Origin of the sequence: Streptomyces ruber (assembly GCF_014648075.1) — a bacterium.
Lineage (GTDB): Bacteria > Actinomycetota > Actinomycetes > Streptomycetales > Streptomycetaceae > Streptomyces > Streptomyces ruber.
This window is the reverse complement of record NZ_BMQK01000033.1, coordinates 1-25,152: the sequence shown is the minus strand read 5'-3', so window position 1 is coordinate 25,152 and position 25,152 is coordinate 1. Positions and strand designations below refer to the sequence as shown.

Annotated in this window: 21 protein-coding genes and 1 pseudogene; 12 read left to right on the top strand and 10 right to left on the bottom strand. The window is 68.6% G+C overall.

The genetic code is table 11. The features are described from left to right. Window positions 1–128: pseudogene (locus IEZ04_RS33900) on the top strand (inositol-3-phosphate synthase); the annotation flags it as partial. Between the two features lie 95 nt (window positions 129–223). Beyond that, a complete protein-coding gene (locus IEZ04_RS33895) occupies window positions 224–1,486 on the top strand; it encodes an MFS transporter (protein ID WP_189220842.1) in 1,263 nt (420 codons plus the stop codon). Window positions 1,487–1,660: 174 nt separating this feature from the next. On the opposite strand, the gene IEZ04_RS33890 is transcribed toward IEZ04_RS33895, so the two are convergent. Continuing rightward, entirely contained in the window at window positions 1,661–3,103 is a 1,443-nt protein-coding gene (locus tag IEZ04_RS33890) for a CCA tRNA nucleotidyltransferase (RefSeq protein WP_189220841.1), read from the bottom strand. Window positions 3,104–3,349: 246 nt separating this feature from the next. Between IEZ04_RS33890 and IEZ04_RS33885 the strand changes: the two genes are divergently transcribed. The 7 genes from IEZ04_RS33885 (at window position 3,350) to trxA (ending at window position 13,091) form a co-directional block, all read left to right on the top strand. After that, window positions 3,350–5,722, top strand: coding sequence for a DUF6049 family protein (locus IEZ04_RS33885; protein WP_189220840.1), 2,373 nt, complete (start codon window positions 3,350–3,352; stop codon window positions 5,720–5,722). 47 nt (window positions 5,723–5,769) lie between these two features. After that, on the top strand, window positions 5,770–8,004 hold the full coding sequence (gene murJ / locus IEZ04_RS33880; RefSeq protein ID WP_189220839.1) for a murein biosynthesis integral membrane protein MurJ: 2,235 nt from the start codon (window positions 5,770–5,772) through the stop codon (window positions 8,002–8,004). Between the two features lie 119 nt (window positions 8,005–8,123). Next, on the top strand, window positions 8,124–9,851 hold the full coding sequence (locus tag IEZ04_RS33875; protein WP_189220838.1) for a protein kinase family protein: 1,728 nt from the start codon (window positions 8,124–8,126) through the stop codon (window positions 9,849–9,851). Between the two features lie 25 nt (window positions 9,852–9,876). Further along, a complete protein-coding gene (sigM, locus tag IEZ04_RS33870; protein ID WP_189220837.1) occupies window positions 9,877–10,605 on the top strand; it encodes an RNA polymerase sigma factor SigM in 729 nt (242 codons plus the stop codon). Window positions 10,606–10,658: 53 nt separating this feature from the next. Then, window positions 10,659–11,576, top strand: a complete 918-nt coding sequence (locus IEZ04_RS33865; RefSeq protein ID WP_308429855.1) for an anti-sigma factor family protein — start codon at window positions 10,659–10,661, stop codon at window positions 11,574–11,576. A 176-nt stretch (window positions 11,577–11,752) separates the two neighbouring features. Continuing rightward, the gene (trxB, locus tag IEZ04_RS33860) at window positions 11,753–12,724 is read left to right on the top strand and encodes a thioredoxin-disulfide reductase (RefSeq protein WP_189220835.1); all 972 of its coding nucleotides are present in this window, start codon (window positions 11,753–11,755) and stop codon (window positions 12,722–12,724) included. Window positions 12,725–12,758: 34 nt separating this feature from the next. Further along, entirely contained in the window at window positions 12,759–13,091 is a 333-nt protein-coding gene (gene trxA / locus IEZ04_RS33855) for a thioredoxin (RefSeq protein WP_189220834.1), read from the top strand. Between the two features lie 120 nt (window positions 13,092–13,211). On the opposite strand, the gene IEZ04_RS33850 is transcribed toward trxA, so the two are convergent. From IEZ04_RS33850 to rpmH, 9 genes are all read right to left on the bottom strand, one after another. Further along, the gene (locus tag IEZ04_RS33850) at window positions 13,212–13,829 is read right to left on the bottom strand and encodes a GNAT family N-acetyltransferase (RefSeq protein WP_189220833.1); all 618 of its coding nucleotides are present in this window, start codon (window positions 13,827–13,829) and stop codon (window positions 13,212–13,214) included. Window positions 13,830–14,126: 297 nt separating this feature from the next. Continuing rightward, a complete protein-coding gene (locus IEZ04_RS33845; RefSeq protein ID WP_189220832.1) occupies window positions 14,127–15,218 on the bottom strand; it encodes a ParB/RepB/Spo0J family partition protein in 1,092 nt (363 codons plus the stop codon). Beyond that, window positions 15,215–16,288 (bottom strand): ParA family protein, encoded by a 1,074-nt coding sequence (locus tag IEZ04_RS33840; protein ID WP_189220843.1) that lies wholly within the window; start codon window positions 16,286–16,288, stop codon window positions 15,215–15,217. Before IEZ04_RS33840 ends, IEZ04_RS33845 begins: the two co-directional genes overlap by 4 nt. Before the next feature lie 368 nt (window positions 16,289–16,656). Next, window positions 16,657–17,373 (bottom strand): 16S rRNA (guanine(527)-N(7))-methyltransferase RsmG, encoded by a 717-nt coding sequence (rsmG, locus tag IEZ04_RS33835; protein ID WP_189220831.1) that lies wholly within the window; start codon window positions 17,371–17,373, stop codon window positions 16,657–16,659. 180 nt (window positions 17,374–17,553) lie between these two features. Then, complete coding sequence (locus IEZ04_RS33830) at window positions 17,554–18,066, bottom strand: Jag family protein (RefSeq protein ID WP_189220830.1); 513 nt, start codon at window positions 18,064–18,066, stop codon at window positions 17,554–17,556. Window positions 18,067–18,081: 15 nt separating this feature from the next. After that, window positions 18,082–19,368, bottom strand: coding sequence for a membrane protein insertase YidC (yidC, locus tag IEZ04_RS33825; protein ID WP_189220829.1), 1,287 nt, complete (start codon window positions 19,366–19,368; stop codon window positions 18,082–18,084). 3 nt (window positions 19,369–19,371) lie between these two features. Beyond that, complete coding sequence (gene yidD / locus IEZ04_RS33820; protein WP_189220828.1) at window positions 19,372–19,737, bottom strand: membrane protein insertion efficiency factor YidD; 366 nt, start codon at window positions 19,735–19,737, stop codon at window positions 19,372–19,374. Further along, a complete protein-coding gene (gene rnpA / locus IEZ04_RS33815) occupies window positions 19,734–20,105 on the bottom strand; it encodes a ribonuclease P protein component (RefSeq protein ID WP_189220827.1) in 372 nt (123 codons plus the stop codon). Before rnpA ends, yidD begins: the two co-directional genes overlap by 4 nt. 18 nt (window positions 20,106–20,123) lie before the next feature. Then, entirely contained in the window at window positions 20,124–20,261 is a 138-nt protein-coding gene (rpmH, locus tag IEZ04_RS33810) for a 50S ribosomal protein L34 (protein WP_003956500.1), read from the bottom strand. A 422-nt stretch (window positions 20,262–20,683) separates the two neighbouring features. On the opposite strand from rpmH, the gene dnaA reads away from it, so the two are divergent. From dnaA to IEZ04_RS33795, 3 genes are all read left to right on the top strand, one after another. Then, complete coding sequence (gene dnaA / locus IEZ04_RS33805) at window positions 20,684–22,594, top strand: chromosomal replication initiator protein DnaA (RefSeq protein ID WP_189220826.1); 1,911 nt, start codon at window positions 20,684–20,686, stop codon at window positions 22,592–22,594. Between the two features lie 994 nt (window positions 22,595–23,588). After that, entirely contained in the window at window positions 23,589–24,719 is a 1,131-nt protein-coding gene (gene dnaN / locus IEZ04_RS33800; RefSeq protein ID WP_189220825.1) for a DNA polymerase III subunit beta, read from the top strand. A gap of 197 nt (window positions 24,720–24,916) precedes the next feature. Then, the coding region (locus tag IEZ04_RS33795) for an NAD(P)-binding domain-containing protein (protein WP_229821484.1) at window positions 24,917–25,152 on the top strand (236 nt) is incomplete at its 3' end.

Sequence of the window (25,152 nt, the reverse complement as noted above, 5' to 3'; positions counted from 1 at the left end):
ACCGCGGCATCGGCGGCCCGGTCCTCTCCGCGTCGAGCTACTTCATGAAGTCCCCGCCCGTCCAGTACTTCGACGACGAGGCCCGGGAGAACGTGGAAAAGTTCATCAAGGGCGAGGCCGAGCGCTAGTCGGCCCAGGCCGTGCGCCAGCACGCCTGAGGAGGCCGTCGAGGGCCCCGGGGCACTGAGCCCGGGGCCCTCCCCCGTATGTGAGGCTGTGCCCCATGTCCGTCGTCCGCGACCTGCGCGTCCTGCTTCGCTTCCGGAATTTCCGGCGGCTGCTCGCCGTACGGCTGCTCTCCCAGGGCGCCGACGGTGTGTACCAGATCGCGCTCGCCACGTACGTCGTCTTCTCGCCGGAGAAGCAGACGTCGGCGGCCGCCATCGCCTCCGCGATGGCCGTACTGCTCCTCCCGTACTCGCTCGTCGGGCCCTTCGCGGGCGTCCTGCTGGACCGCTGGCGACGTCGCCAGGTCTTCCTGTACGGCAATCTGCTGCGCGCCCTGCTGGCCGGCTTGACGGCCGTGCTGATGCTCAGCGAGGTGCCCGACTGGCTCTTCTACGCATCCGCGCTCTGCGTCACCGCGGTGAACCGCTTCGTACTGGCGGGGCTTTCGGCGGCTCTGCCCCGGGTGGTTGACGCCGACCGTCTGGTGATGGCCAACTCCTTGTCACCGACCGCCGGGACACTCGCCGCGACCGCGGGCGGCGGAGTCGCCGTCGCCGTGCGGCTGACGGTGTCGGACTCCGACGCCGCGGTGGTCCTTGCCGGAGCGGCCCTTTATCTGTGCTCGGCCCTCGTCTCGCTGCGGATGGCGCCGACGCTGCTCGGCCCCGACGACCAGTCGGTGCAGCCACGGCTCGGAGCGGCGCTGGCCGGCATCGCACGCGGCCTCGCGGCAGGCGTTCGCCACCTCACCGAGCCCGGGAGACGGCAGGCGGCCTGGGCGCTGGCCTCGATGACGGCGATGCGGTTCTGCTACGGCGCGCTGACGGTCATGGTCCTGATGCTCTGCCGGTACGCCTGGCCGTCCGATCCCGACGAGGGGCTGGCGCTCCTGGGCCTCGCCGTGGGTATCTCAGGAGCGGGATTCTTCGTGGCGGCCGTCGTGACCCCGTGGGCGGCCGGACGGCTGGGGCCCGGACCGTGGATCGTCGCGTGTGCCGCTTGCGCCGCCGTCCTGGAGCCCGCACTGGGCCTCACCTTCGCCAGGACCCCCTTGCTGATCGCCGCGTTCGTCCTCGGGTTCGTCACCCAGGGAGCGAAGATCGCCACGGACACGATCGTCCAGTCCTCGATCCACGACAGCTTCCGCGGCCGGATCTTCTCCGTCTACGACGTCCTGTTCAACATCGCATTCGTCGGCGCCGCAGCCGTGGCCGCCCTCGTACTGCCCCCCGATGGCCGCTCGTCCGTCCTCGTGGTGACGGTCGCCGTGATCTACGGGGTGGTTGCTGTGACCATGACCCGCCTGATACGCCCGTGATCAGGTCGGGGCCGGGAACGCGACAGACGGGTGCACTCATCGGGAGAAGGGGATGTTTCACGTGAAACGCCGCCTCCTCAACGCGCACGTCACCGATGACAGCAGGCAACGGAAGCGGGGCCGTGTTTCACGTGAAACACGGCCCCGCCGCAGATGGCCTTCGGTTCGCGGACCTCAGCCCTGCTCGGCCCACCACTCCTTGAGGGCGCTCACCGCCGCGTCGTGCTCCATCGGGCCGTTCTCAAGACGCATCTCCAGCAGGAACTTGTAGGCCTGGCCGATGACCGGCCCCGGACCCACGCCGAGGATCTCCATGATCTGGTTCCCGTCGAGGTCCGGGCGGATGGCGTCCAGCTCCTCCTGCTCCTTGAGCTGGGCGATGCGCTCCTCCAGGCCGTCGTACGCGCGCGACAGGGCGTTCGCCTTGCGCTTGTTGCGTGTGGTGCAGTCGGAGCGAGTCAGCTTGTGGAGCCGCTCCAGCAGCGGTCCCGCATCGCGCACATACCGACGGACTGCCGAGTCCGTCCATTCCCCGGTGCCGTAGCCGTGGAAGCGCAGATGAAGCTCCACCAGGCGGGACACGTCCTTGATCAGCTCATTGGAGTACTTGAGCGCGGTCATCCGCTTCTTGGTCATCTTCGCGCCCACCACCTCGTGGTGGTGGAAGGAGACCCGGCCGTCCGCCTCGAAACGGCGCGTCCGCGGCTTGCCGATGTCGTGCAGCAGCGCGGCAAGCCGGAGGGTGAGGTCGGGGCCGTTCTGCTCCAGCGCGATCGCCTGTTCCAGCACGATCAGGGTGTGGTCGTAGACGTCCTTGTGCCGGTGGTGCTCGTCCCGCTCCAGACGCAGCGCAGGAAGTTCCGGCAGCACGCGGTCGGCGAGACCCGTCTCGACCAGCAGTGTCAGACCCTTGCGCGGGTGCGCGGACACGATCAGCTTGTTCAGCTCGTCCCGTACGCGCTCGGCCGACACGATCTCGATACGTCCGGCCATTTCGGTCATCGCCGCGACGACCTCCGGAGCCACCTCGAAGTCGAGCTGTGCGGCGAACCGCGCCGCCCGCATCATCCGCAGGGGATCGTCGGAGAAGGACTCCTCGGGTGTGCCCGGGGTACGCAGCACGCGCGCCGCGAGGTCCTCCAACCCCCCGTGAGGGTCGATGAACTTCTTCTCGGGAAGCGCCAGGGCCATCGCGTTCACCGTGAAGTCACGCCGTACGAGATCCTCCTCGATGGACTCGCCGTACGACACCTCCGGCTTGCGCGAGGTGCGGTCGTAGGCCTCGGACCGGTACGTCGTGATCTCGATCTGGTAACCCTGCTTCTGCGCCCCGACCGTGCCGAAGGCGATGCCGACCTCCCATACGGCGTCCGCCCAGGGCCGTACGATGCCCAGTACGTCCTCGGGGCGGGCGTCCGTGGTGAAATCCAGGTCGTTGCCGAGCCGGCCGAGGAGCGCGTCCCTGACCGAGCCGCCGACCAGGGCGAGGGAGAACCCGGCCTCCTGGAAACGGCGGGCGAGGTCGTCGGCGACGGGGGACACCCGCAGCAGTTCGCTCACCGCACGGCGCTGGACCTGGCTGAGGGCGTGGGGACTGTCTTCGTTGGCGTTCGGCACAACAGAAGAGGGTACGTGCCCCCGGCAGCCGCGGACGTCTCCGCGCCGTGGGCACGGATGCCCCGCATGATTGTGCACAGAAGCCACACACCGGCGGTCTCCCTGATCACGTACGCATACGGGACACTCGACCTCGTCGGACGATCTTGCGAGGCAGACCGCGGCACTTCCCCTCAGCGGGCATCGTTACCATGCGTGGACGCACATTCCGACGACCACTGACGACGACGAGGGACGGACGAACGCGTGGCCGAGGCGGCAGACATCCAGGGGATGAGTTCCTCACCTGCCCGCCGGTGGCTCCGGCGCACCGGAGCACTGTGCGCGGGGGTTCCGCTACTGGCCGGTCTGCTGCAGTTGTCCGCCGCCCCGGACGTCCACGCCGCGGAGAGATCCTCGCCGGCCGAGGCCATCGGGTCGAACACGGTCGATGTCTCCCTGAGCTCCCTGAGCCCCAGCGTACCCACCGACGGCGACACCATCACCGTCTCCGGCACCGTCAGGAACAACGGCAGGCAGACGGTCACGGATGCCCACGTGGGTCTGCGCGTCGGGTCGGCCCTGTCCGGCCGCTCGGCGATCGATGACGCCGCCGGACGCTCCGGCTTCAACGAGTACGTCGACGGAGCGGAGGTCGGCGGACAGTACGTCGAGGAGTTCCCCCAGCTCTCGCCGGGGGTCGCGCGGACCTTCACCATCTCGGTGCCCGTCAAGGAACTCGACCTCGGCTCCGACGGCGTCTACCAACTCGGCGTCTCCCTCACGGGCCGCACGTCCTCCGCTCCCTACGACCAGGTACTCGGTATCCAGCGCACGTTCCTCCCCTGGCAGCCGGACGCGGCGGACACGAAGACCCGGACGACCTTCCTCTGGCCGCTCATCTCGAACGTCCACCTGACGGCGGAGACGGGCCCGGGTGAGCAGCAGACGCCCGTCTTCGAGGACGACGACCTGGCCAAGGAGATCTCCCCGGGCGGCCGGCTGGACCGGATGCTGGCGCTGGGCAAGAATCTCGACGTCACCTGGGTGATCGACCCGGATCTGCTCGCCTCCGTCGACGCGATGACACGCGCTTACCAGATCAAGACGGACGACACCACCACGGCCGGCAAGGACCAGGCGATCGCCAAACAGTGGCTGGCCGAGCTGCAGGAAGCCGTCACGGACGAAGAGGTCGTCGCCCTGCCCTTCGCGGACCCCGATCTGGCCTCCCTGGCGCACAACGGCAGGAACGTCACCGGGTCCCTGAGCCACCTCAAGGACGCCACCGACGTGGCCGCCGACACCGTACAGACAGTGCTCCACGTGGAGCCCGACACGGACTTCGCCTGGCCTGTGAACGGCGCCGTCGATGCATCGATCGTGAAGGTCGCCACCTCCGCGGGCGCCGACAAGGTGATCGCCCGCAGCGACAGCCTCAAGGAGCCCGCGAGCCTCACGTACACGCCCAACGCGGCACGTCCCATCGGGGGCGGCACGACGGCGGTCGTCGCGGACGCGCAACTGTCGACGGCCTTCGAGGGCGATATGACGAGGGCCGACGACTCGACCACCGCGGTGCAGCGCTTCCTCGCCCAGAGCTTGATGATCAACCTCCAGAACACGGGCAAGCAGCGCGACATCGTGATCGCACCGCAACGCATGCCCTCCGCGAGCCAGGCCCAGACGATGGCCGAGGCGCTGACGGCACTGCAGGGCGGGACCTGGTCACAGGCCCAGACACTGGCGGACACCGCCGACGCCAAGCCGGATCCCGCCGCCTCCACGAAGATCCCGTCCGCGTCGTACTCCTCGTCCCTGCGCAAGCAGGAACTGCCGACGTCCGCCTTCCAGGACATTCAGGACACCCGGGGGGACCTCGACCGCTTCAAGGTCGTCCTCACCAACCAGTCCCGCGTGGTCACCCCGTTCGGCAGGACCTTCAACCGGGAGATGTCCGCGTCCTGGCGTGGTCGTGCCGCCGAGGCGCAGGCGTACCGCACGGCCGTGCAGTCGTATCTCGACAATCTCGCCGCCCAGGTGCGGCTGATCGAGAAGTCGGAGACGAAGCTCTCGGGGCGCAGCGCCACGATCCCGGTGACGGTGCAGAACAATCTCGTGCAGGGCGTCGACAAGCTGGTGCTGCGTCTCACCTCGAAGCAGCCGACGCGTCTGGAGATCGGGGACAGCGCCTACTCCGAGCAGATCATCCAGGTGTCGGGCGGGCACAGCCAGTCGGTCAAGTTCGACACCAACGCGAACGCCAACGGTGAGGTCGCGGTCGTCGCCCAGCTCTACACGGCGGACGGGGAGAGGTACGGCCCCTCCGTCACGTTCGACGTGAACGTCACCGAGATCACGCCCACTGTGATGCTGGTCATCGCCGGTGGTGTACTGCTGCTCGTCCTCGCCGGATTCCGCATGTACACGCAGCGCAAGCGCGCGGCGGCCCGGGAGGCCGAGGTGGAGACGGCCACCGAGGACGCGGCCGACGCCGGATCTGCCGCGGCCTCCGGTTCCGCGGAGGAGCCCTCCGTGCGGGACAGGGCACAGGAGCCCGAGCACCCGAGTGACCCGACTCCGGACACCGCACCGGAAAACGCCGACCGGTCCGGCACGGGTGAGAGAGTGGACCGTTGAGCGATGTCATGGCCGGTGGGCCAGGGGACGATGAGGTGGGGTAGACCATGAACGCGCCGTACGACGGTGACCACGGCCAAGGCGCGGCCGGCCCGGGCCACCCCGGGGACGCGCGGCCCGAGCCGGGCCAGGTGCCGCAGCAGGCCCCCACGGACATGTACTTCCAGGACGCCTATGCCCAGGACCCCTACCGGGCCGCGCAGGACCTCTCCGTCCAGGACCCGGTCACCGAGGCCCTCTACGACCGGGCCGCCCACCCCCCGCCTGCTCCCGGTCCGTACCAGCCCCAGCAGCCGCTCTACGCCCAGCCGCCGTCCTCCCCGTACGCTCCGGACCCGCGTGTCTGGGCCCAGACGCCGCCTCCGGAGCCGGCGGGGCCGTCACGCCATCTGCCGTACGGCGACGATGCCCGCACCACGCAGTTCGTGGGCGTGGACGATCTGGTCACGGGCGCCGGTGAGCAGCGTCACGAGCGGGACGCGTTCGCCCATCTGTACCGCGACCAGCAGCAGAGCGGGTACCAGGCCATGGAGCAGCCCTCCGTCCCCGGCCCGGCCTACGCTCCGACCGCGCAGGGCCCCGCCTCGGAGCCGACGCCCGCGACGCCCGAGCCCGCACCGGCGCCCGCGGCTTCGCCCGCGCCCCGGAAGGGCGGCCGTGCCTCCGGTCTGCTGAAGTCCAGCGCGGTGATGGCCGCGGGCACCATGGTGTCCCGCCTCACCGGTTTCATCCGCTCCGCGATGATCGTGTCGGCGCTCGGACTCGGCCTGCTGGGCGACTCCTTCCAGGTCGCGTACCAGCTGCCCACGATGATCTACATCCTCACCGTGGGCGGCGGTCTCAACTCCGTCTTCGTGCCGCAGCTCGTGCGCTCGATGAAGGACGACGAGGACGGCGGCGAGGCCTACGCCAACCGTCTTCTGACCCTCGTCATGGTGATCCTCGGTCTGCTGACCGCACTGGCTATCTTCGCGGCGCCGCTTCTCGTCCCCGCGCTGTCTGCTCCGGTCGCCAGCAACCCGGCAGCCAGTGAGGCCGCCGTCACCTTCACCCGCTACTTCCTGCCCTCCATCTTCTTCATGGGCATCCACGTGGTGATGGGGCAGATCCTGAACGCCCGCGGCAGGTTCGGCGCGATGATGTGGACCCCGGTCCTCAACAACATCGTCATCATCGTGACCCTCGGTATGTTCCTGTGGGTCTACGGCACCGCCGCGGACTCCGGGATGACGGTGGAGAACATCCCGCCGGAGGGCGAGCGGCTGCTCGGCGTCGGCATCCTCCTCGGCCTGGTCGTCCAGGCGCTCGCGATGATCCCTTACCTGCGGGAGACCGGCTTCCGGATGCGGCCGCGGTTCGACTGGAAGGGGCACGGCCTGGGCAAGGCCGCGATGCTCGCAAAGTGGACCATCCTCTTCGTCCTCGCCAACCAGGCGGGCGCGATGGTGGTCATCCAGCTGTCCACCGCCGCGGGCAAGGACTCCCCCGTCGACGGCACCGGCTTCGCCGCCTACGCCAACGCCCAGCTGATCTGGGGCCTGCCGCAGGCCATCATCACCGTCTCCCTGATGGCCGCCCTGCTGCCGCGGATCTCGCGCTCGGCAGCCGAGGACGACGGGGGCGCCGTCCGCGACGACATCTCCCAGGGGCTGCGCACGACGGCCGTCGCCATCGTGCCCATCGCCTTCGGCTTCGTCGCGCTCGGCATCCCGATGTGCACGCTCATCTTCGGCTCCTCCGGCATCAGCTCCGCCACGAACATGGGCTACATGCTGATGGCCTTCGGCCTGGGCCTGATTCCGTACTCCGTGCAGTACGTCGTCCTGCGCGCCTTCTACGCGTACGAGGACACCCGGACCCCCTTCTACAACACGGTCATCGTGGCGGTCGTCAACGCCGGGGCCTCGGCGGTCTGCTTCTTCGTCCTCCCGGCCCGCTGGGCCGTGGTCGGCATGGCCGGCAGCTACGGTCTGGCCTACGTCATCGGTGTCGGTGTCGCCTGGCGGCGGTTGCGCAAGCGGCTCGGCGGCGACCTGGACGGAGCCAGGGTGCTGCGGACGTACGCGCGGCTCTGCATCGCCTCGCTGCCCGCAGCGCTGCTCAGCGGTGCGGCCTGCTACGGGATCAGCCAGAGCCTCGGGCAGGGCGTCGGCGGATCGGTGCTCGCCCTCGCAGGCGGCGGAATCGTGCTGCTCGGCGTCTTCTACGTCGCGGCCCGGCGGATGCGTATCGAAGAGCTCAACTCGATGGTCGGCATGGTCCGCGGGCGGTTGGGGCGTTGATGCGGGGGTAAGCGCACAACCTTCGTCCGCCGTCGTGTGTCGCTCATAGCGGCGGACTGTGGGCACAATTGGCTTTGGCGTCGGACAGCGCGGCAACGGATGGGGAGGCAGGGACGACGGTGGCGGAACGGAGCACGGCTGCCGTCGACGTGGCAGACAACAGCGGTGACCAGCCGCTGACCGCCAAGGCGGACCAGTCCACGGCCGACGGGGAGGCCCGGAACCGGGAGCGGGACACGGAGAACGCGGCACGCGGCGAGGGCCAGGGGAGCGGCAGGACACAGGGCCCCGGCAGGACCACGCCGCCCGAACTGCACAGTGGTCACAAGCTGGCCAGACGCTACCGCCTCGAGGAGTGCGTCACCCGTCTGGACGGTTTCAGCAGCTGGCGTGCGGTGGACGAGAAGCTCCGCCGTGCGGTCGGCGTGCATGTGCTGCCCGCCGACCACGCGCGGGCCCGCTCCGTGCTGGCGTCCGCGCGATCCGCCGCCCTGCTGGGTGATCCCCGTTTCGTCCAGGTACTGGACGCGGTCGACGAGAACGACCTCGTCTACGTGGTGCACGAGTGGCTCCCCGACGCCACGGAGCTGACGACGCTGCTCGCGTCCGGCCCGGTGGAGCCGCACGACGCCTATCAGATGGTCACCCAGGTCTCCCAGGCCATGGCCGCCGCGCACCGCGAGGGCCTGGCCCATCTGCGCCTCAACCCCAGCGCCGTGCTCCGCTCCACCTCCGGCCAGTGGCGCATCCGCGGTCTCGCCGTGAACGCCGCCCTGCGTGGCATCACCTCCGACACTCCGCAGCGCACCGACACCGAGGCGATCGGTGCCCTCCTGTACGCCTCGCTCACCCAGCGCTGGCCGTACGAGGAGGACGCGTTCGGGCTCTCCGGGCTGCCGAAGGACGTCGGGCTCATCGCTCCCGACCAGGTACGTGCCGGTGTCCACCGCGGGCTGTCGGAGCTCGCCATGCGGGCGCTCGCCAACGACGGCGCCACCGCTTCCCGCCACGAGTCGCCGTGCACCACGCCGGAGGAGCTGGTCAAGGCGATCGGTGAGATGCCGCGCATCCGCCCGCCGGAGCCCGCGTTCGCCGCACCGCCCGAGTACCAGCGCACGAGCTACCAGCAGGGGACGTATGGCCGTCCGGCGCCGCACCCCGGCGTCACCCAGCCTGTCGTCACCCCGCCGCCCCCGCTGCAGAGCCGCACCGGCAAGGCTCTCAAGTGGGCGGTGTCGGCGCTGCTCATCGCCGCACTGGGTCTGGGCAGCTGGCAGCTCGCGGACGCCCTCATGGAGCAGGGCAGCCAGGCCGACGATCCCAAGCAGACCCAGGTGGCCGACGGGCAGGACGGGGTCGGCAGCGGGGCCGAGCCGGCCAAGCCCATAACGATCCGGGACGCCAGGGAGTACGTAGCCGAGGGCTCCGCGCAGGCGGCCGAGGACGTGGCCAACACCTACGACAGGGACACCTCCACGTACTGGCGTACCAAGCGCTACACCGACGGCCCTCGGCTCGCGCCGTACAAGGCAGGCGTCGGCATCGTCTACGACCTCGGTTCGTCCCAGGACGTCTCGGCCGCGTCGATAGGGCTCCGGTACTCCGGTGACCGCACGACCATCCATCTGTACGCCACGGACCGACTCTCTCCCTCCACGCCGGTCAGCGACATGAAGGAGATCGGGTCGGTCAGCACGAACGGCACCACAGCCTCCGTGAAGGCCGAGGAGCCCGTCAAGACGCGGTATGTGCTGCTGTGGATCACTCATGTGCCCCAGGCACCACAAGACGGCTACAGCGGAGCAGGCTACAAGCAGGCCGTCACCGACGTGACGTTCGAAGGCTGAGGCTCAGCCCGGGGGAGGGGGTCCGATGGCAGAGGGCGCCGCGTACGGCGATACAAGCGATCCGGACCTCCTAGCCCGCCACGTCGAGGGCGACCCCGACGCGTTCGGCGAGCTCGTACGGCGGCACCGCGACCGGCTCTGGGCGGTGGCGCTGCGGACGCTCGGGGACCGCGAGGAGGCGGCTGACGCGGTGCAGGACGCACTCGTCTCCGCCTACCGGGCCGCCCACACCTTCCGTGGACAGTCGGCCGTCACGACCTGGCTGCACCGCATCACGGTGAACGCCTGCCTGGACCGGGCGCGCAAAGCCGCGTCCCGCAAGACCTCGCCCGTCGACGACACCGAGCGCCTGGAGCAGCTCCTGGAGCCGCACGAGTCGGCGTCCGCGCCGGCCGAGCGCAACGACCTGCATCGTCAGCTGCTGGAAGCCCTGGGGACCCTGCCCGCCGACCAGCGGGCCGCGCTCGTCCTGGTGGACATGCAGGGCTACCCGGTGGCGGAGGCCGCCCGCATCCTCGACGTGCCGACCGGCACCGTGAAGAGCCGCTGCGCCCGTGGCCGGGCGAGGCTGCTTCCGCTGCTCACCCACCTACGGACGGACAGTGAGAGCGACGATGACAAGAAGTCGGCGGATAGAAGGAACCGGACGCAGGGGACATCCGTCCCATCCGCAGCAGGGCCACGTGTTGCAGAACCACGTGACGCAGGACCGAGCGATTCAGCTGCCGTGAAGGGCGGAGGTGGGCGGACGTGACATCCACGACCGACACGGCCGGGCATCCGGAGGTCACGGAACTCTCCGACCTCGTGGAAGGCCTGCTGCCGCCTTCTCGGAGCTCCGACGTGCGACGGCACCTGGACGAGTGCCCGCTCTGCGCCGATGTCCATGACTCGCTCGAGGAGATCCGCGGCTTGCTCGGCAGGCTGCCGGGTCCCTCGCCCATGCCCGCCGACGTCGCGGGCCGTATCGACGCGGCCCTGGCAGCCGAAGCCCTGCTGAGTGCGACCGCACCCGCTCACAACACTCCGGCCGACTTCCCGAAGGCCTTGATGTCAGCGGATCCGGTGCCGGTCGAAGCATCCCACTCGCAGCTCGACACAGTCGGCGGCACGCGTGTTTCACGTGAAACAACGTCTGCGGCAGACCGCCCCGCGGGACACCCCCGGGCGGCCACCGGCCCAGGCCGCAACGAACGCAGGCTCCGTACCCGACGCAGGACGGCCGTGCTGGGCACCGTTCTCACCGTGGCCACGCTCGGACTCGGCACCGTCTTCGTGCAGTCGATGGGAGACGAGGACGTCGAGGGCCCGAAGGCGGCGCGCAGCCAGGATGCTTCCGCGAAGACCTTTTCCGGGGACACCATCGAGAACCAGGTGACGAAGCTTCTCGCCGAGAACGGTGACGTGGGCTCCCTCGGCACGGAGGCGAAACCGAACACCCCCGGATCACCCACCGACGGCGCGAGCACCTTCCGCACGGTCAACGTCCCCGACTGCATCCGTGAGGGCATCGGCCGCAGCGAGCCCGCCTTGGGAGCACGACAGGGGCGCTACCAGGACACGCAGGCCTATCTGGTCGTGCTCACCGATGCGTCCCACGCCGACCGGGTCATGGCATACGTGGTCGATGCCGACTGCATCGACAAGCAGCGGATGATCCCCGGTGAGGTCCTGGCACAGCAGTCCTACGCGCGTTCTGCTGCGGCGCCGTCCGCAGCGCCCTGACCAGCGAGATCCCCGGCACACGGAGGCGTGGCATCACTGTGTGATGCCACGCCTCCGTGTGCCCGGACACACCGGGAATGCACGCCCCGTAGGATCCGTTGGGTGGGGTGAGAGTTGTGAGTAAAGCTCCCACCGGCAGCAGTACGCAGCAGTCTCCAGAGACGAGGAATCAAGCCGTGAGCGACGTCCGTAACGTGATCATCATCGGCTCCGGGCCCGCCGGCTACACCGCGGCGCTCTACACCGCGCGCGCGTCGCTGAAGCCACTGGTGTTCGAGGGTGCCGTCACCGCGGGTGGTGCCCTGATGAACACCACCGAGGTGGAGAACTTCCCCGGCTTCCAGGACGGCATCATGGGCCCCGAGCTCATGGACAACATGCGCGCCCAGGCCGAGCGGTTCGGTGCCGAACTCGTTCCGGACGACGTCGTGAGCGTCGACCTCACGGAGGAGATCAAGACCGTCACGGACACGGCGGGCACCGTGCACCGTGCCAAGGCGGTCATCGTCACCACCGGCTCACAGCATCGCAAGCTCGGGCTGCCCAACGAGGACGCCCTCTCCGGACGCGGTGTCTCGTGGTGCGCCACCTGCGACGGCTTCTTCTTCAAGGACCAGGACATCGCCGTGATCGGCGGCGGTGACACGGCCATGGAGGAGGCCACCTTCCTCTCCCGGTTCGCCAAGTCGGTCACGATCGTCCACCGTCGGGACACCCTGCGCGCCTCCAAGGCGATGCAGGAGCGCGCCTTCGCCGACCCGAAGATCAAGTTCGTCTGGGACAGCGAGGTCGCCGAGATCAAGGGCGACCAGAAGCTGTCCGGTCTGACGCTGCGCAACATCAAGACGGGCGAGACGTCGGAGCTGCCGGTCACGGGTCTGTTCATCGCGATCGGGCACGACCCGCGTACCGAACTCTTCAAGGGTCAGCTTGAGCTGGACGGGGAGGGTTACCTGAAGGTCGACTCTCCTTCGACCCGGACCAACCTGACCGGCGTCTTCGGCGCGGGTGACGTAGTCGACCACACGTACCGCCAGGCGATCACCGCGGCGGGTACCGGCTGCTCCGCTGCCCTGGACGCGGAGCGCTTCCTCGCCGCACTCGCGGACACGGAGCAGGCCGCCGAGCCCGAGAAGACCACCGTCTAGTTCCCCCACCCCACCGATAGTTAAGGAGCCCGCCGTGGCCGGCACCCTGAAGAACGTGACCGACGACTCCTTCGAGCAGGACGTCCTCAAGAACGACAAGCCCGTCCTGGTGGACTTCTGGGCCGCTTGGTGCGGTCCGTGCCGCCAGATCGCGCCGTCCCTCGAGGCGATCGCCGCCGAGTACGGCGAGAAGATCGAGGTCGTCAAGCTCAACATCGACGAGAACCCGAATACGGCGGCCAAGTACGGAGTGATGTCCATCCCCACCCTGAACGTGTACCGGGGCGGCGAGGTGGCCAAGACCATCGTCGGTGCCAAGCCGAAGGCCGCGATCGTGCGCGACCTCGAGGACTTCATCGCCGAGTGAGCCGAGTCTTCGGCGCCGTCGTCTTCTGATACGGCGATGTTTCACGTGAAACACGAATGGGCCAGCCCGGCAGGGCTGGCCCATTCGTATGAGCGGCAACGGCGGCTTCGCTGGTGACCGTCACAGGGGACGCAGAGCCGGCTCCTTCTGCACGGCCCCCAACAGCCGGTCCAGCGCCAGCTCGACGTCCTCCTTCCAGGAGAGCGTCGTACGCAATTCCAGCCGCAAGCGAGGATGAGCGGGGTGGGAACGGACCGTCTTGAAGCCGACCGCAGTCAGATGGTCGGCCGGCAGCAGACACGCCGGTTCCTTCCACCGGGAGTCCCCGAATGCCTCGATGGCTTTGAACCCCCGCCGCAGCAGATCCTTGGCGACCGTCTGCACCATCACTCTGCCGAGCCCCTGCCCCTGGTATCCCGGCAGGATGAAGGCCGTCATCAACTGCACGGCGTCGGATGAGACCGGACTCGTGGGAAACGCCGTGGAGCGCGGTACGTAAGCAGGCGGCGCGTACAGCACGAAGCCAACCGGCACGTCATCCACGTAAACGACCCGGCCGCAGGATCCCCAGTCCAGGAGAACGGCGGAGATCCACGCCTCCTTCTCCAGGGCCGCTGTTCCTGCCTTTACCGCGGCCTCACCGCTGACGGGGTCCAGTTCCCAGAAGACGCAGGAACGACAGCGCTGGGGGAGGTCCTCAAGGTTGTCCAGCGTGAGCGGTACGAGCCGACGCCCCATGAAGGCTGTTCCTCGCTTCCTTCGCCCGCGGCGCGAGCGGCTGCCAGGGCACTCCGCTCCCTGAGCAGGCTGCCGACGAATCCTCCGACGGCCCCCAGGCCCAGGCCCGCGGCCACCAGCCCGGAACGGCTTACCGTTCGCATGGCCTCCGCCTCTCCGATGGATGTGCCGCCAGGTGAATACCTCATACCCGATCGCATCGTATCCACGATGCGATTCGATCGATACCGGCTCAAAGCAAAGAGCGGGCCGTGTTCCGGCGCATCGCCGGAACACGGCCCGCTCCAGGCCGAGAGGTCAGGGCTCCTGGTCGTCGGAGTCGTCCTCCAGCAGGCTCTTCTGCAGAACTCCTCCCTCACCCGGGGCGAGGGTGCCGAGGATGCGCTCGAGGTCGTCCATGGAGGCGAATTCGACGGTGATCTTGCCCTTCTCCTTGCCCAGGTCGACCTTCACCCGTGTCTCGAAGCGGTCCGAGAGCCGGGTCGCAAGATCGTTCAGCGCGGGAGAGACACGCGTTCCGGCGCGCGGCCCTTTGCTTCGCCGGTTACTCGTCGGCCGTGCCCCCATGAGAGTGACGATCTCCTCGACCGCCCGCACCGAAAGCCCCTCGCGAACGATGCGGAGAGCCAGCCGGTCCTGCTCGTCCGGATCCTCCACGGACAACAGCGCTCGCGCGTGTCCGGCGGAGAGGACGCCGGCGGCGACACGTCGCTGCACGGCTGGCGACAACTTGAGCAGACGCAGGGTATTAGAGACCTGGGGCCGTGAGCGCCCGATGCGGTCGGCCAGCTGGTCGTGCGTGCAGCTGAAGTCCTTCAGCAGCTGGTCATACGCGGCCGCCTCCTCGAGCGGGTTCAGCTGGGCGCGATGCAGATTCTCCAGGAGGGCGTCCAAGAGAAGCTTCTCGTCCTCCGTGGCCCGGACGATCGCTGGGATCGCCTCCAGGCCGGCCTCGCGGCATGCCCGCCAGCGCCGCTCGCCCATGATGAGCTCGTAGCGGGAAGGCCCCAGCTGCCGCACCACCACCGGCTGCAGCAGACCGACCTCCTTGATGGAGGTCACCAGCTCGGTGAGCAGATCCTCGTCGAAGACCTCCCGCGGCTGCCGCGGATTCGGCGAGATGGAGTCGAGAGGCAACTCGGCGAAGTAAGCCCCGACAGGCGAAGCCGCAGACGTCTCCTCCGGACCACTCGACGGCGGTTCCTCTGTTTCACGTGAAACATCCGGCAGAGCGGCAAGCTTCGCAGCCACCACGCCACGCTCCGTCATGAGGCCCGAGACCGCAGCAGGAGACGTCGATGCTCCGCTCCCGGCCACCGAGACGGCCTTGTCTCCCCCTGGAATCAGCGCGCCAAGACCTCGGCCCAGCCCCCTCCGTCGATCGCTCACTGGATCCCCTCCACCGTGCTCGTATTGTTCTGCGCGCCACCATGGGTGTGCGTCGGGTCGTAGGCGACATCGACGCCCTTGAGCGCGATCTCTCGTGCCGCCTCGAAATAGGAGAGGGCACCGCTCGATCCTGGATCGTAGGTCAGCACCGTCTGCCCATAGCTCGGCGCCTCGGAGATACGCACCGAGCGGGGAATGCTCGTCCGCAGCACCTCGTCACCGAAGTGGCTGCGCACCTCGTCCGCTACCTGAGAAGCAAGGCGCGTCCGACCGTCGTACATGGTGAGCAGGATGGTCGACACATGCAGAGCAGGGTTGAGGTGTCCGCGCACCAGGTCGACGTTGCGCAGCAGCTGGCCGAGGCCCTCCAGCGCGTAGTACTCACACTGAATCGGGATGAGCACCTCCTGACCGGCGACCAGCGCATTGACGGTCAGCAGGCCGAGCGAGGGCGGGCAGTCGATGAGGATGTAGTCCAGCGGCTGCTCGTAGGACTTGATCGCTCGCTGAAGCCGGCTCTCACGCGCCACCAGAGACACCAGCTCGATCTCCGCACCAGCGAGATCGATGGTGGCGGGGGCGCAGAAGAGGCCCTCGACGTCCTGCACGGGCTGGACGACTTCGGAGAGCGGCTTGCTGTCGATCAGCACGTCATAGATCGAAGGCACCTCTGCGTGGTGGTCGATACCCAGTGCCGTGGACGCATTGCCCTGTGGGTCGAGGTCAATCACCAGAACGCGTCCGCCGTGGAGAGCGAGCGAAGCAGCGAGGTTGACCGTCGTCGTGGTCTTCCCCACCCCGCCCTTCTGATTGGCCACCACAATGACACGCGTCTGCTCCGGCCGTGGCAAACCTTCGCCGGCGCGGCCTAGAGCCTCGACCGCCAGCTGGGCAGCACGCCCGATGGGAGTGTCGTCCATCGGAGGTGGTGTTTCACGTGAAACATCCTCCCCCATCGACTCGGTACGGGGGCCGGGGACCGGATCGGTCATCGGTCCCGCGATGTTGGCGTCGGACCGCAAGGATTCACTCTCCTCGACTTCAGGCTCGCAATGAACAGAGCCTCCCATGTCTTCGGGGTCGCGAACCAGTGAGGCCTGGTGTTCTGTGGAGAAATCCACCTCTGTGGACAACTCCGTGACCTCCACGGATGGCTGGGATTCATCGCCGGTGGAGGACGCCTGAGGAAGTTCCGCGGACCGAGAAGGCTTGGCGCTGAAGGGCTTGGATTCGGGAGGCTTACGGTCACGGGGCTGGGCCGCGGCGCGGCCACGGCTGATGATGCCGTGCAGCAGTGAGCGACGTTTCACGTGAAACACGATGCACAGCAGTGGCAACCGGGCCGTCGCGACACTCCGACCCGCGCAGGCCCGGCAGCTTGTGTGGAGTACGTCTCGTCGTCAGGACGGATCAGCGCCGTCGCAACTCCTAGCGCTGATCAACGACGCCGTCGCGCTCGTCCCGTCCGGGCCGCCTTGGCGCGCTTGGCCGCGAAGCGCACGCCACCGGGGCTTTCCCCCACCTCGACCCGCACCACGGTGGACATGGGTTCCACGACCCCCTCACCGACGTGCAGGACGGAGGTCTCGACGGCACCGAGCTTGGTCAGGGCCGTCGCCGCGCTCTTCAATTCCTCCTCGGCGGTGTCGCCCTTCAGCGCGAGCATCTCACCGTAGGGCCGCAGGAGCGGGATACCCCAGGTGGCGAGACGGTCCAGCGGCGCTACAGCACGCGCCGTGACCACATGGACGGCCGGCAGCTTCCCCATGACCTCCTCCGCGCGCCCGCGGACGACGGTGACATGGTCGAGGCCGAGGAGCTCGACGACCTCGGTCAGGAAGTTCGTGCGCCGCAGCAGGGGCTCCAGCAGGGTGATCTTCAGATCGTCCCGGACCAGGGCCAGCGGAATACCGGGCAGCCCGGCACCGGAGCCGACATCACAGACGGTCACTCCCTCCGGCACGACCTCGGACAGCACCGCGCAGTTCAGCAGGTGCCGTTCCCACAGCCGGGGCACCTCACGAGGGCCGATCAGCCCCCGCTGCACCCCTGCCTCGGCCAGCAGTTCCGCATACCGGACCACGTCCGCGTAGCGATCGCCGAATACCGCCCGGGCCTGTTCGGGAGCCGGGGGGAGCTCCGCTGCCTCCGTCACGGGAACCGTCCTTCCGTACCGCACAAGCGCGCTGGGCGCTGATCATCAGGGTTAACAGGGACATCCGGCTACCAGGCCTCCGGCAGCCGGCAGGGACTATCAGGCTGACAAAATTCGGCCCCGCCTGCACAACAGACGGGGCCGGGAAACACACATACCGATTCAGGCGCGCAGCACCGCTCAGGCGGGCAGCACGACGACGAAGCGCTGCGGCTCCTCGCCCTCGGACTCGCTGCGCAGACCGGCGGCCTTGACCGCGTCGTGCACGACCTTGCGCTCGAAGGGCGTCATCGGCTTCATCTTCACGGGCTCGCCCGAGCTTTTCGCCTCGGCCGCGGCCTTGGCACCCAGCTCCGACAGTTCCGTGCGCTTCTTGGCACGGTAGCCGGCGATATCCAGCATCAGGCGGCTGCGGTCCCCGGTCTCCCGGTGGACGGCCAGGCGCGTGAGCTCCTGCAGCGCCTCGAGCACCTCGCCGTCCCGGCCGACCAGCTTCTGCAGATCGCGGCTGTCCGTGTCACTGATGATCGAGACGGACGCACGGTCGGCTTCGACGTCCATGTCGATGTCGCCGTCGAGATCGGCGATGTCCAGCAGACCCTCGAGGTAGTCCGCCGCGATCTCCCCCTCCTGCTCCAGGCGGGTGAGGGTGTCGCCACCCTCGGAGGCGGCGGAGGTGGTGCCTTCCGTCACGGGATGGACTCCTTCTTACTTCTTGGACGGGGACTTGGGGCGCTGCTGGCCCTTGCGCTGGCCCGACTGGGCCTTGCTCCTGCCACCGGATCCGGGCTTGGGCGTGGCCTTCTTGGCGGCGCCGGCCGGCTTGGCGTCCTGCGGCTCGTCGTCGGACTTGCTGAGCGACAGGGAGTTGTCCTGCGGAACGGCGCCACCGGCGGGCTTGGCTCCTCCGGTCTGGCGCTGGGACTTGGACTGCCGCTTGGGCTGCTGGCGCTTGGGCGTGACCGTGACCGGCGTACCGTCTTCGGCGGTGGCGACGGCCGAGGCCTCACTCTTCGTCACGGTGCCGTCGGCCTGGGCGGCCAGGTTCGCCTTGCTCAGGCCGTTGATGAACTTGCGCTCGAACTCGTTGCGGTCGCGCCCCTTGGCGACGATGGCCTTGACGATGGCGCGCTCGCGACGGTTACGGGTCTTGCCGTGGTGCACGACGTGCTTCTGCAGGCGCTCCAGGTAGGAGGCCTGAGCCTTGGAACCCGGGGTCGGGTTGTTGTGGATGACGTACATCTGCTGGCCCATCGTCCACACGTTGGTGGTCAGCCAGTAGACGAGGACACCGACCGGGAAGTTGATGCCGAAGACGGCGAAGATGATCGGGAAGACGTACATCAGCATCTTCTGCTGCTGCATGAACGGCGTCTTCACCGTGGTGTCGACGTTCTTCGTCATCAGCTGGCGCTGCGTGTAGAACTGCGAGAACGACATCAGGACGATCATCAGCGCGGTGACGATGCGGACATCGGTCAGCGAGGCGTTCAGCGCCTCGACCTTGTCCGAGCTGTCCATGAACTTCGCCGCGAGCGGAGCGCCGAAGATGTGCGCCTTCTGCGCGCTCTCCAACAGCCGCTCGTTGATCACACCGATGGTGTCGTTCGACGCGATGCTGTTGAGCACGTGGTACAGGGCGAAGAAGAACGGCGACTGCGCCAGGATGGGAAGGCACGAGGAGAGCGGGTTGGTGCCCGTCTCCTTGTACAGCTTCATCATCTCTTCGGACTGACGCTGCTTGTCGTTCTTGTAGCGCTCCTGGATCTTCTTCATCTCGGGCTGGAGCGTCTGCATCGCCCGGGTCGCCTTGATCTGCTTCACGAAGAGCGGGATCAGGCAGATACGGATCAGGATCACCAGGGACACGATGGACAGACCCCAGGCCCATCCCGTATCGGGACCGAAGATCGCACCGTACAGGCTGTGGAACTGAACGATGATCCACGAGACGGGTGTGGTGATGAAGCTGAAGAAGCTGGCAATCGTGTCCACTAATCATGCTCCTTGGGCATGGGACGGGGTCTCTGCGGCCGGGCTCGAGGAGCGGTCGGTCGCCCCGTGCCCCTCGGTGGCCGGTTCGGCGGCGGAGGGCCCGCCCTTGTGTGCGCGCCACGCGCTGCGCAGATATTCGTGCCACCGCGGACGCTTGCGCGGCGGGACATGGTCCACGCCGCCCAGCGACCACGGATTGCAGCGGAGGATGCGCCAGGCGGTCAGGGCCGTTCCTTTGACCGCACCGTGCCGGTCTATGGCCTGGAAGCCGTAGTGAGAGCACGACGGGTAGTACTTGCACACCGGCCCGAGGAGTGGGCTGATGGTCCACTGGTACAGCTTGATCAGCGCCAGCAGCGGGTACTTCATCGCGCACCCCCTCCCAGCAGCCGCTGCAGGGCGGCATCCAGGTCTCGGGCCAGCTGTGCATGGTCGGCGTCGCCCGCATTGGGCAGCGCTCGTACGACTACCAGGCTACCGGGGGGAAGCAGGACCATACGCTCACGCATCAGATGGCGGAACCTGCGCTTCACCTTGTTGCGCACGACCGCTCCTCCCACAGCCTTGCTCACGACGAAACCCGCACGCGCCGGGGAAGCGCTCTCCCCGGGCGCGTGCGGGTCCGTGACACCGCTGCGAAGGTGGACAACGAGGAGCGGGCGTCCGGCTCGACGGCCTCGACGTACCGCGGTCGCGAAGTCCTCGCGCCGCCTCAGCCGGTTCTCGGTGGGCAGCACGTCATGACCTGTACGCGATCAGGCGGACAGGCGGGCGCGACCCTTGCTGCGGCGGGACGCGAGAATCGCGCGGCCGGCACGGGTGCGCATCCGCAGCCGGAAGCCGTGGGTCTTCGCGCGACGACGGTTGTTCGGCTGGAAGGTGCGCTTGCTCACTCGGGGGCTCCAGTAATGATTCGATGGGTGGCGGGGTGTCGTCTGGCTGTCACCGTGCGCCCACGAGTAGCTCGCATTACGCCCGAGTGCACCGCTTCCCGATCACTTGCGTGCTCCGGCCGGAGCACTGGTGCGTGATCTATGCCCATCGGAGGCAGGCGGCAGCAGCCATCGACAACTCGACCTGGTTACGGTACGCGCGACTGCGCCATCCGGTCAAACCAGGGGCTGCCGGGAGACACTGTCCACAGGCTGGGGACAACAACTTGAACCGCACCGGCCGCCCTGACTACCGTGGCTGGACTCCGATTCGTTCCCTTCTTTCTGCACCGGCTGCTTCGTTCCCGATCCGCCGACCCGACCGACACCCCGACCCGTCCCGGAACCACACGTTCGTGGGACACCGTGAGAGAGCGTGCCCTGTGGCTGACGTACCTGCCGATCTTGCCGCAGTGTGGCCACGCGTACTGGAGCACCTGCTCGGTGAGGGTCGCGGTCAGGGCGTCGAGGCGAAGGACGAGCACTGGATCAGACGCTGCCAGCCGCTCGCGCTGGTCGCGGACACGGCGCTGCTGGCCGTGCCGAACGAGTTCGCCAAGGGCGTGCTGGAGGGTCGTCTCGCTCCTGCCGTCAGCGAGAGCCTGACCCGGGAGTGCGGCCGGCCGATCCGGATCGCGATCACCGTCGACAGTTCGATGGGTGAACCCGCCTCCCCGCCGGTCCCTGCCCCGTCGCGCTACGAGGAGCCCGAGCTCCCCGCGCCGGGCCCGCATCACGACGCGTACGACGGCCAGGGACGGCAGGCGTACGACGGCTACGGCCGCCACCGCGCCGACGACCGCGCGCCCGGCCGCCCCGAGCAGCTCTCCGGCGGACCCGGCGACCAGTTGCCGACCGCCCGCCCCGCGTACCCCGGTGACTACCAGCGCCCCGAGCCCGGCGCCTGGCCGCGGCCGGCGCAGGACGACTACGGCTGGCAGCAGCAGCGGCTCGGCTTCGCCGAGCGGGATCTGTACGCGTCCAGGCCGCAGGACTACCACCGCCCGCAGCCGATGGACCGCCCGCCGTACGAGCAGCAGCGACCGGACTACGACTCCGCGCGCGCCGAGTACGAGCAGGGCCGCGGCGACTACGACCAGCGCAACGACTACGAGCAGCGCCCCGACCGCCGTGAGCTGCCCGACCCGCCCCCGGGCTCCGGCCATGTGCACCGTGGCGGCCCCGTCGGCTCCAGTGCCTCCAGCGGCGCCCCCGGTCCGCTGGCCGCGCAGCCCGCGCCGGCCACGGGGCCGGGCGAGCCCACGGCCCGCCTCAACCCGAAGTACCTCTTCGACACGTTCGTCATCGGTGCGTCCAACCGCTTCGCGCACGCGGCCGCCGTGGCCGTGGCCGAGGCGCCGGCGAAGGCGTACAACCCCCTGTTCATCTACGGGGAGTCGGGGCTCGGCAAGACCCACCTGCTGCACGCGATCGGGCACTACGCGCGCAGTCTGTACCCGGGCACGCGCGTGCGCTACGTGAGCTCGGAGGAGTTCACCAACGAGTTCATCAACTCCATCCGCGACGGCAAGGGCGACAGCTTCCGCAAGCGGTACCGGGAGATGGACATCCTGCTCGTCGACGACATCCAGTTCCTCGCGGACAAGGAGTCGACGCAGGAGGAGTTCTTCCACACGTTCAACACGCTCCACAACGCGAACAAGCAGATCGTGCTCTCCAGCGACCGGCCGCCCAAGCAGCTGGTCACGCTGGAGGACCGGCTGCGCAACCGTTTCGAGTGGGGCCTGATCACGGACGTCCAGCCGCCCGAACTGGAGACGCGCATCGCGATCCTCCGCAAGAAGGCGGTGCAGGAGCAGCTCAACGCCCCGCCGGAGGTCCTGGAGTTCATCGCCTCCCGTATCTCCCGCAACATCCGTGAGCTGGAGGGCGCGCTGATCCGGGTGACGGCGTTCGCGTCGCTCAACCGGCAGCCCGTGGACCTGGGCCTCACCGAGATCGTCCTCAAGGACCTGATCCCGGGCGGCGAGAACGCGGCGCCCGAGATCACGGCGAGCGCCATCATGGCCGCGACCGCCGACTACTTCGGTCTGACGGTGGAGGACCTGTGCGGCACCTCGCGCGGGCGCGCCCTGGTGACGGCCCGGCAGATCGCCATGTACCTGTGCCGTGAGCTCACCGATCTGTCCCTGCCCAAGATCGGCGCCCAGTTCGGCAACCGGGACCACACCACGGTGATGCACGCCGACCGCAAGATCCGCGCGCTGATGGCCGAGCGCCGTTCCATCTACAACCAGGTCACCGAGCTCACGAACCGCATCAAGAACGGCTGACGCGGGCCTCGTACGCCATCGAGGGCGCCTCCGGCAGGTCTGCTGCCGCGGGCGCCCTCGTCGTCCCCGTACGCCCGCCCAGGAGGCGCCGCGTGGTCGCCGCTGCCGTCTCCGCACACCCTGTGGACCGCTGCCGCGAGGCGTCGGGGGCCCCGCGGCCGGGCCGTTCCGCCTCGGCCTCCCGGCTTCCTCCCTGCCTCACGACGGCGTGCGCTGTTCGATTACCTGCGGGGTTACGGCAACTCTCCACAGATTCGGGGACTTTCTCGCGTCCACACCCTGGGGACTGCGAAGTTATGCAGAACGTGTCCACAGGCACCGCTGTTGAGAGATCATCAGGCCAGGTCAGTTGCCTGTGGATCGGTGGACGAAGGATATCCACAGCCTGTGGACGACGAAGCCGCCCACAGGCTGTGCACGAGGTTGTCCACCGGCTGCCCACAGGCTGAGGCCCGTTGTCCCCAGCGATCGCCCGCTTCTCCACATGGCTGTCCACTGTTCGGCAACCCGACTCGGCTCGTCACCGCGTCGAGTGAAAGGCATCACATCAAGGTGCCGGGTTGGGCTGTGGGAAAGACGGGTAAACCTGGGGACGCCGTTGGGGAGAAGTGCCCCGAGGCTGTGCATGGAGTGTGCAGAACTTTTCTTTCTCCACAGGGACCCCGGGTTTTCCACCGCTCGCGCCCACAGGCCCGGTGGACAAAATCCCAGCCTTGACCTGCGAAAACGCGGTTATCCACGGTATCCACAGGCCCTACTACTACTCCCGACCATAGAGAGCAGGGAATCCGTTTCGAAGGGGGTCCTGTGCACAACTCGCTCGCCGACGCCTCGCTGCCCCTGGTCACGACTTGACCCGGAAGGCTCCTACTGTCAGTGCGGTGCGTCAGACTGGTCCCCGGTGTCCTTCCCCTCACAGGGACCGGCGACACCGAGTCAGACGACGAGACCGAGCAGGGCGAGAAGCGCCGGCAACAGCAGGAGGCGGCTTACGGTGAAGATCCGGGTGGAACGCGACGTACTCGCGGAGGCAGTGGCCTGGGCGGCACGCAGCCTCCCGGCCCGTCCGCCGGCGCCGGTCCTCGCCGGCCTCCTGCTGAAGGCGGAGGACGGCCAGCTGAGCCTGTCGAGCTTCGACTACGAGGTGTCCGCGCGCGTGTCGGTGGAGACCGAGGTCGAGGAGGAGGGCACGGTCCTCGTCTCCGGCCGTCTGCTCGCGGACATCTGCCGCGCCCTGCCCAACCGTCCGGTGGAGATCTCCACAGACGGTGTGCGGGCCACCGTGGTCTGCGGCTCCTCCCGGTTCACCCTCCACACCCTCCCGGTGGAGGAGTACCCGGCGCTCCCGCAGATGCCGAACGCGACGGGCACCGTCCCGGGCGAGGTCTTCGCGGCCGCCGCCGCCCAGGTGGCCATCGCCGCGGGACGCGACGACACCCTGCCGGTGCTCACCGGTGTGCGCATCGAGATCGAGGGCGACACGGTCACGCTGGCGTCCACCGACCGCTACCGCTTCGCGGTCCGCGAGTTCCTGTGGAAGCCGGAGAACCCGGAGGCGTCCGCGGTCGCCCTGGTGCCCGCCAAGACGCTCCTGGACACCGCCAAGGCGCTGACCAGCGGTGACAGCGTCACCCTGGCGCTGTCCGGCTCGGGCGCGGGCGAGGGCCTGATCGGCTTCGAGGGTGCGGGCCGCCGGACGACGACCCGTCTGCTGGAGGGCGACCTCCCGAAGTACCGCACGCTGTTCCCGACGGAGTTCAACTCGGTCGCCGTGATCGAGACCGCCCCCTTCGTGGAGGCCGTCAAGCGTGTGGCCCTCGTCGCCGAGCGGAACACCCCGGTGCGGCTCAGCTTCGAGCAGGGCGTGCTGACCCTGGAGGCCGGTTCCAGCGACGACGCACAGGCTGTGGAAAGGGTCGAGGCGCAGCTGGAGGGCGACGACATCTCGATCGCCTTCAACCCGACCTTCCTGCTGGACGGTCTGAGCGCCATCGACTCCCCGGTGGCCCAGCTGTCCTTCACGACGTCCACGAAGCCCGCGCTGCTCAGCGGTAAGCCCGCGGTGGACGCCGAGGCGGACGAGGCGTACAAGTACCTGATCATGCCGGTGCGGCTCAGCGGCTGACCGGTCCGGCCGGTTGTCCACAGCGTCCTCGGGGCCTGCGGACAACCGGCCGCCGTGGGCCGCGGGGCCGGAAGTATCCCCAGGTGAGGGCGTACAAGTGAGCGCTTGTGCCCACAGCCGTGCGCAGGCGTCCGGGTTTAGGCTCGGACATGGGTACGAAGTGCCCTCATGCCACGTCGCAACCTAAGGAACAACTGATGGAGCTCGGTCTCGTCGGCCTCGGCAAGATGGGCGGCAACATGCGCGAGCGGATCCGCCGCGCAGGCCACACCGTCGTCGGATACGACCGCAACCCGGACCTCGCCGATGTCCACAGCCTCGAAGAGCTCGTGGGCAGGCTGGAGGGGCCGCGCGTGGTGTGGGTGATGGTCCCGGCAGGTGCCCCCACCCAGGCCACCATCGACGAGCTGGCCGAGCTCCTGGAGCCCGGTGA

Coding starts and splice junctions, on each gene's coding strand:
- IEZ04_RS33895 (WP_189220842.1), top strand. CDS start 224: ATGTCCGTCGTCCGCGACCTGCGCGTCCTGCTTCGCTTCCGGAATTTC.
- murJ (WP_189220839.1), top strand. CDS start 5,770: ATGAACGCGCCGTACGACGGTGACCACGGCCAAGGCGCGGCCGGCCCG.
- sigM (WP_189220837.1), top strand. CDS start 9,877: ATGGCAGAGGGCGCCGCGTACGGCGATACAAGCGATCCGGACCTCCTA.
- IEZ04_RS33850 (WP_189220833.1), bottom strand. CDS start 13,829: ATGGGGCGTCGGCTCGTACCGCTCACGCTGGACAACCTTGAGGACCTC.
- IEZ04_RS33840 (WP_189220843.1), bottom strand. CDS start 16,288: ATGGGAGGCTCTGTTCATTGCGAGCCTGAAGTCGAGGAGAGTGAATCC.
- yidD (WP_189220828.1), bottom strand. CDS start 19,737: ATGAAGTACCCGCTGCTGGCGCTGATCAAGCTGTACCAGTGGACCATC.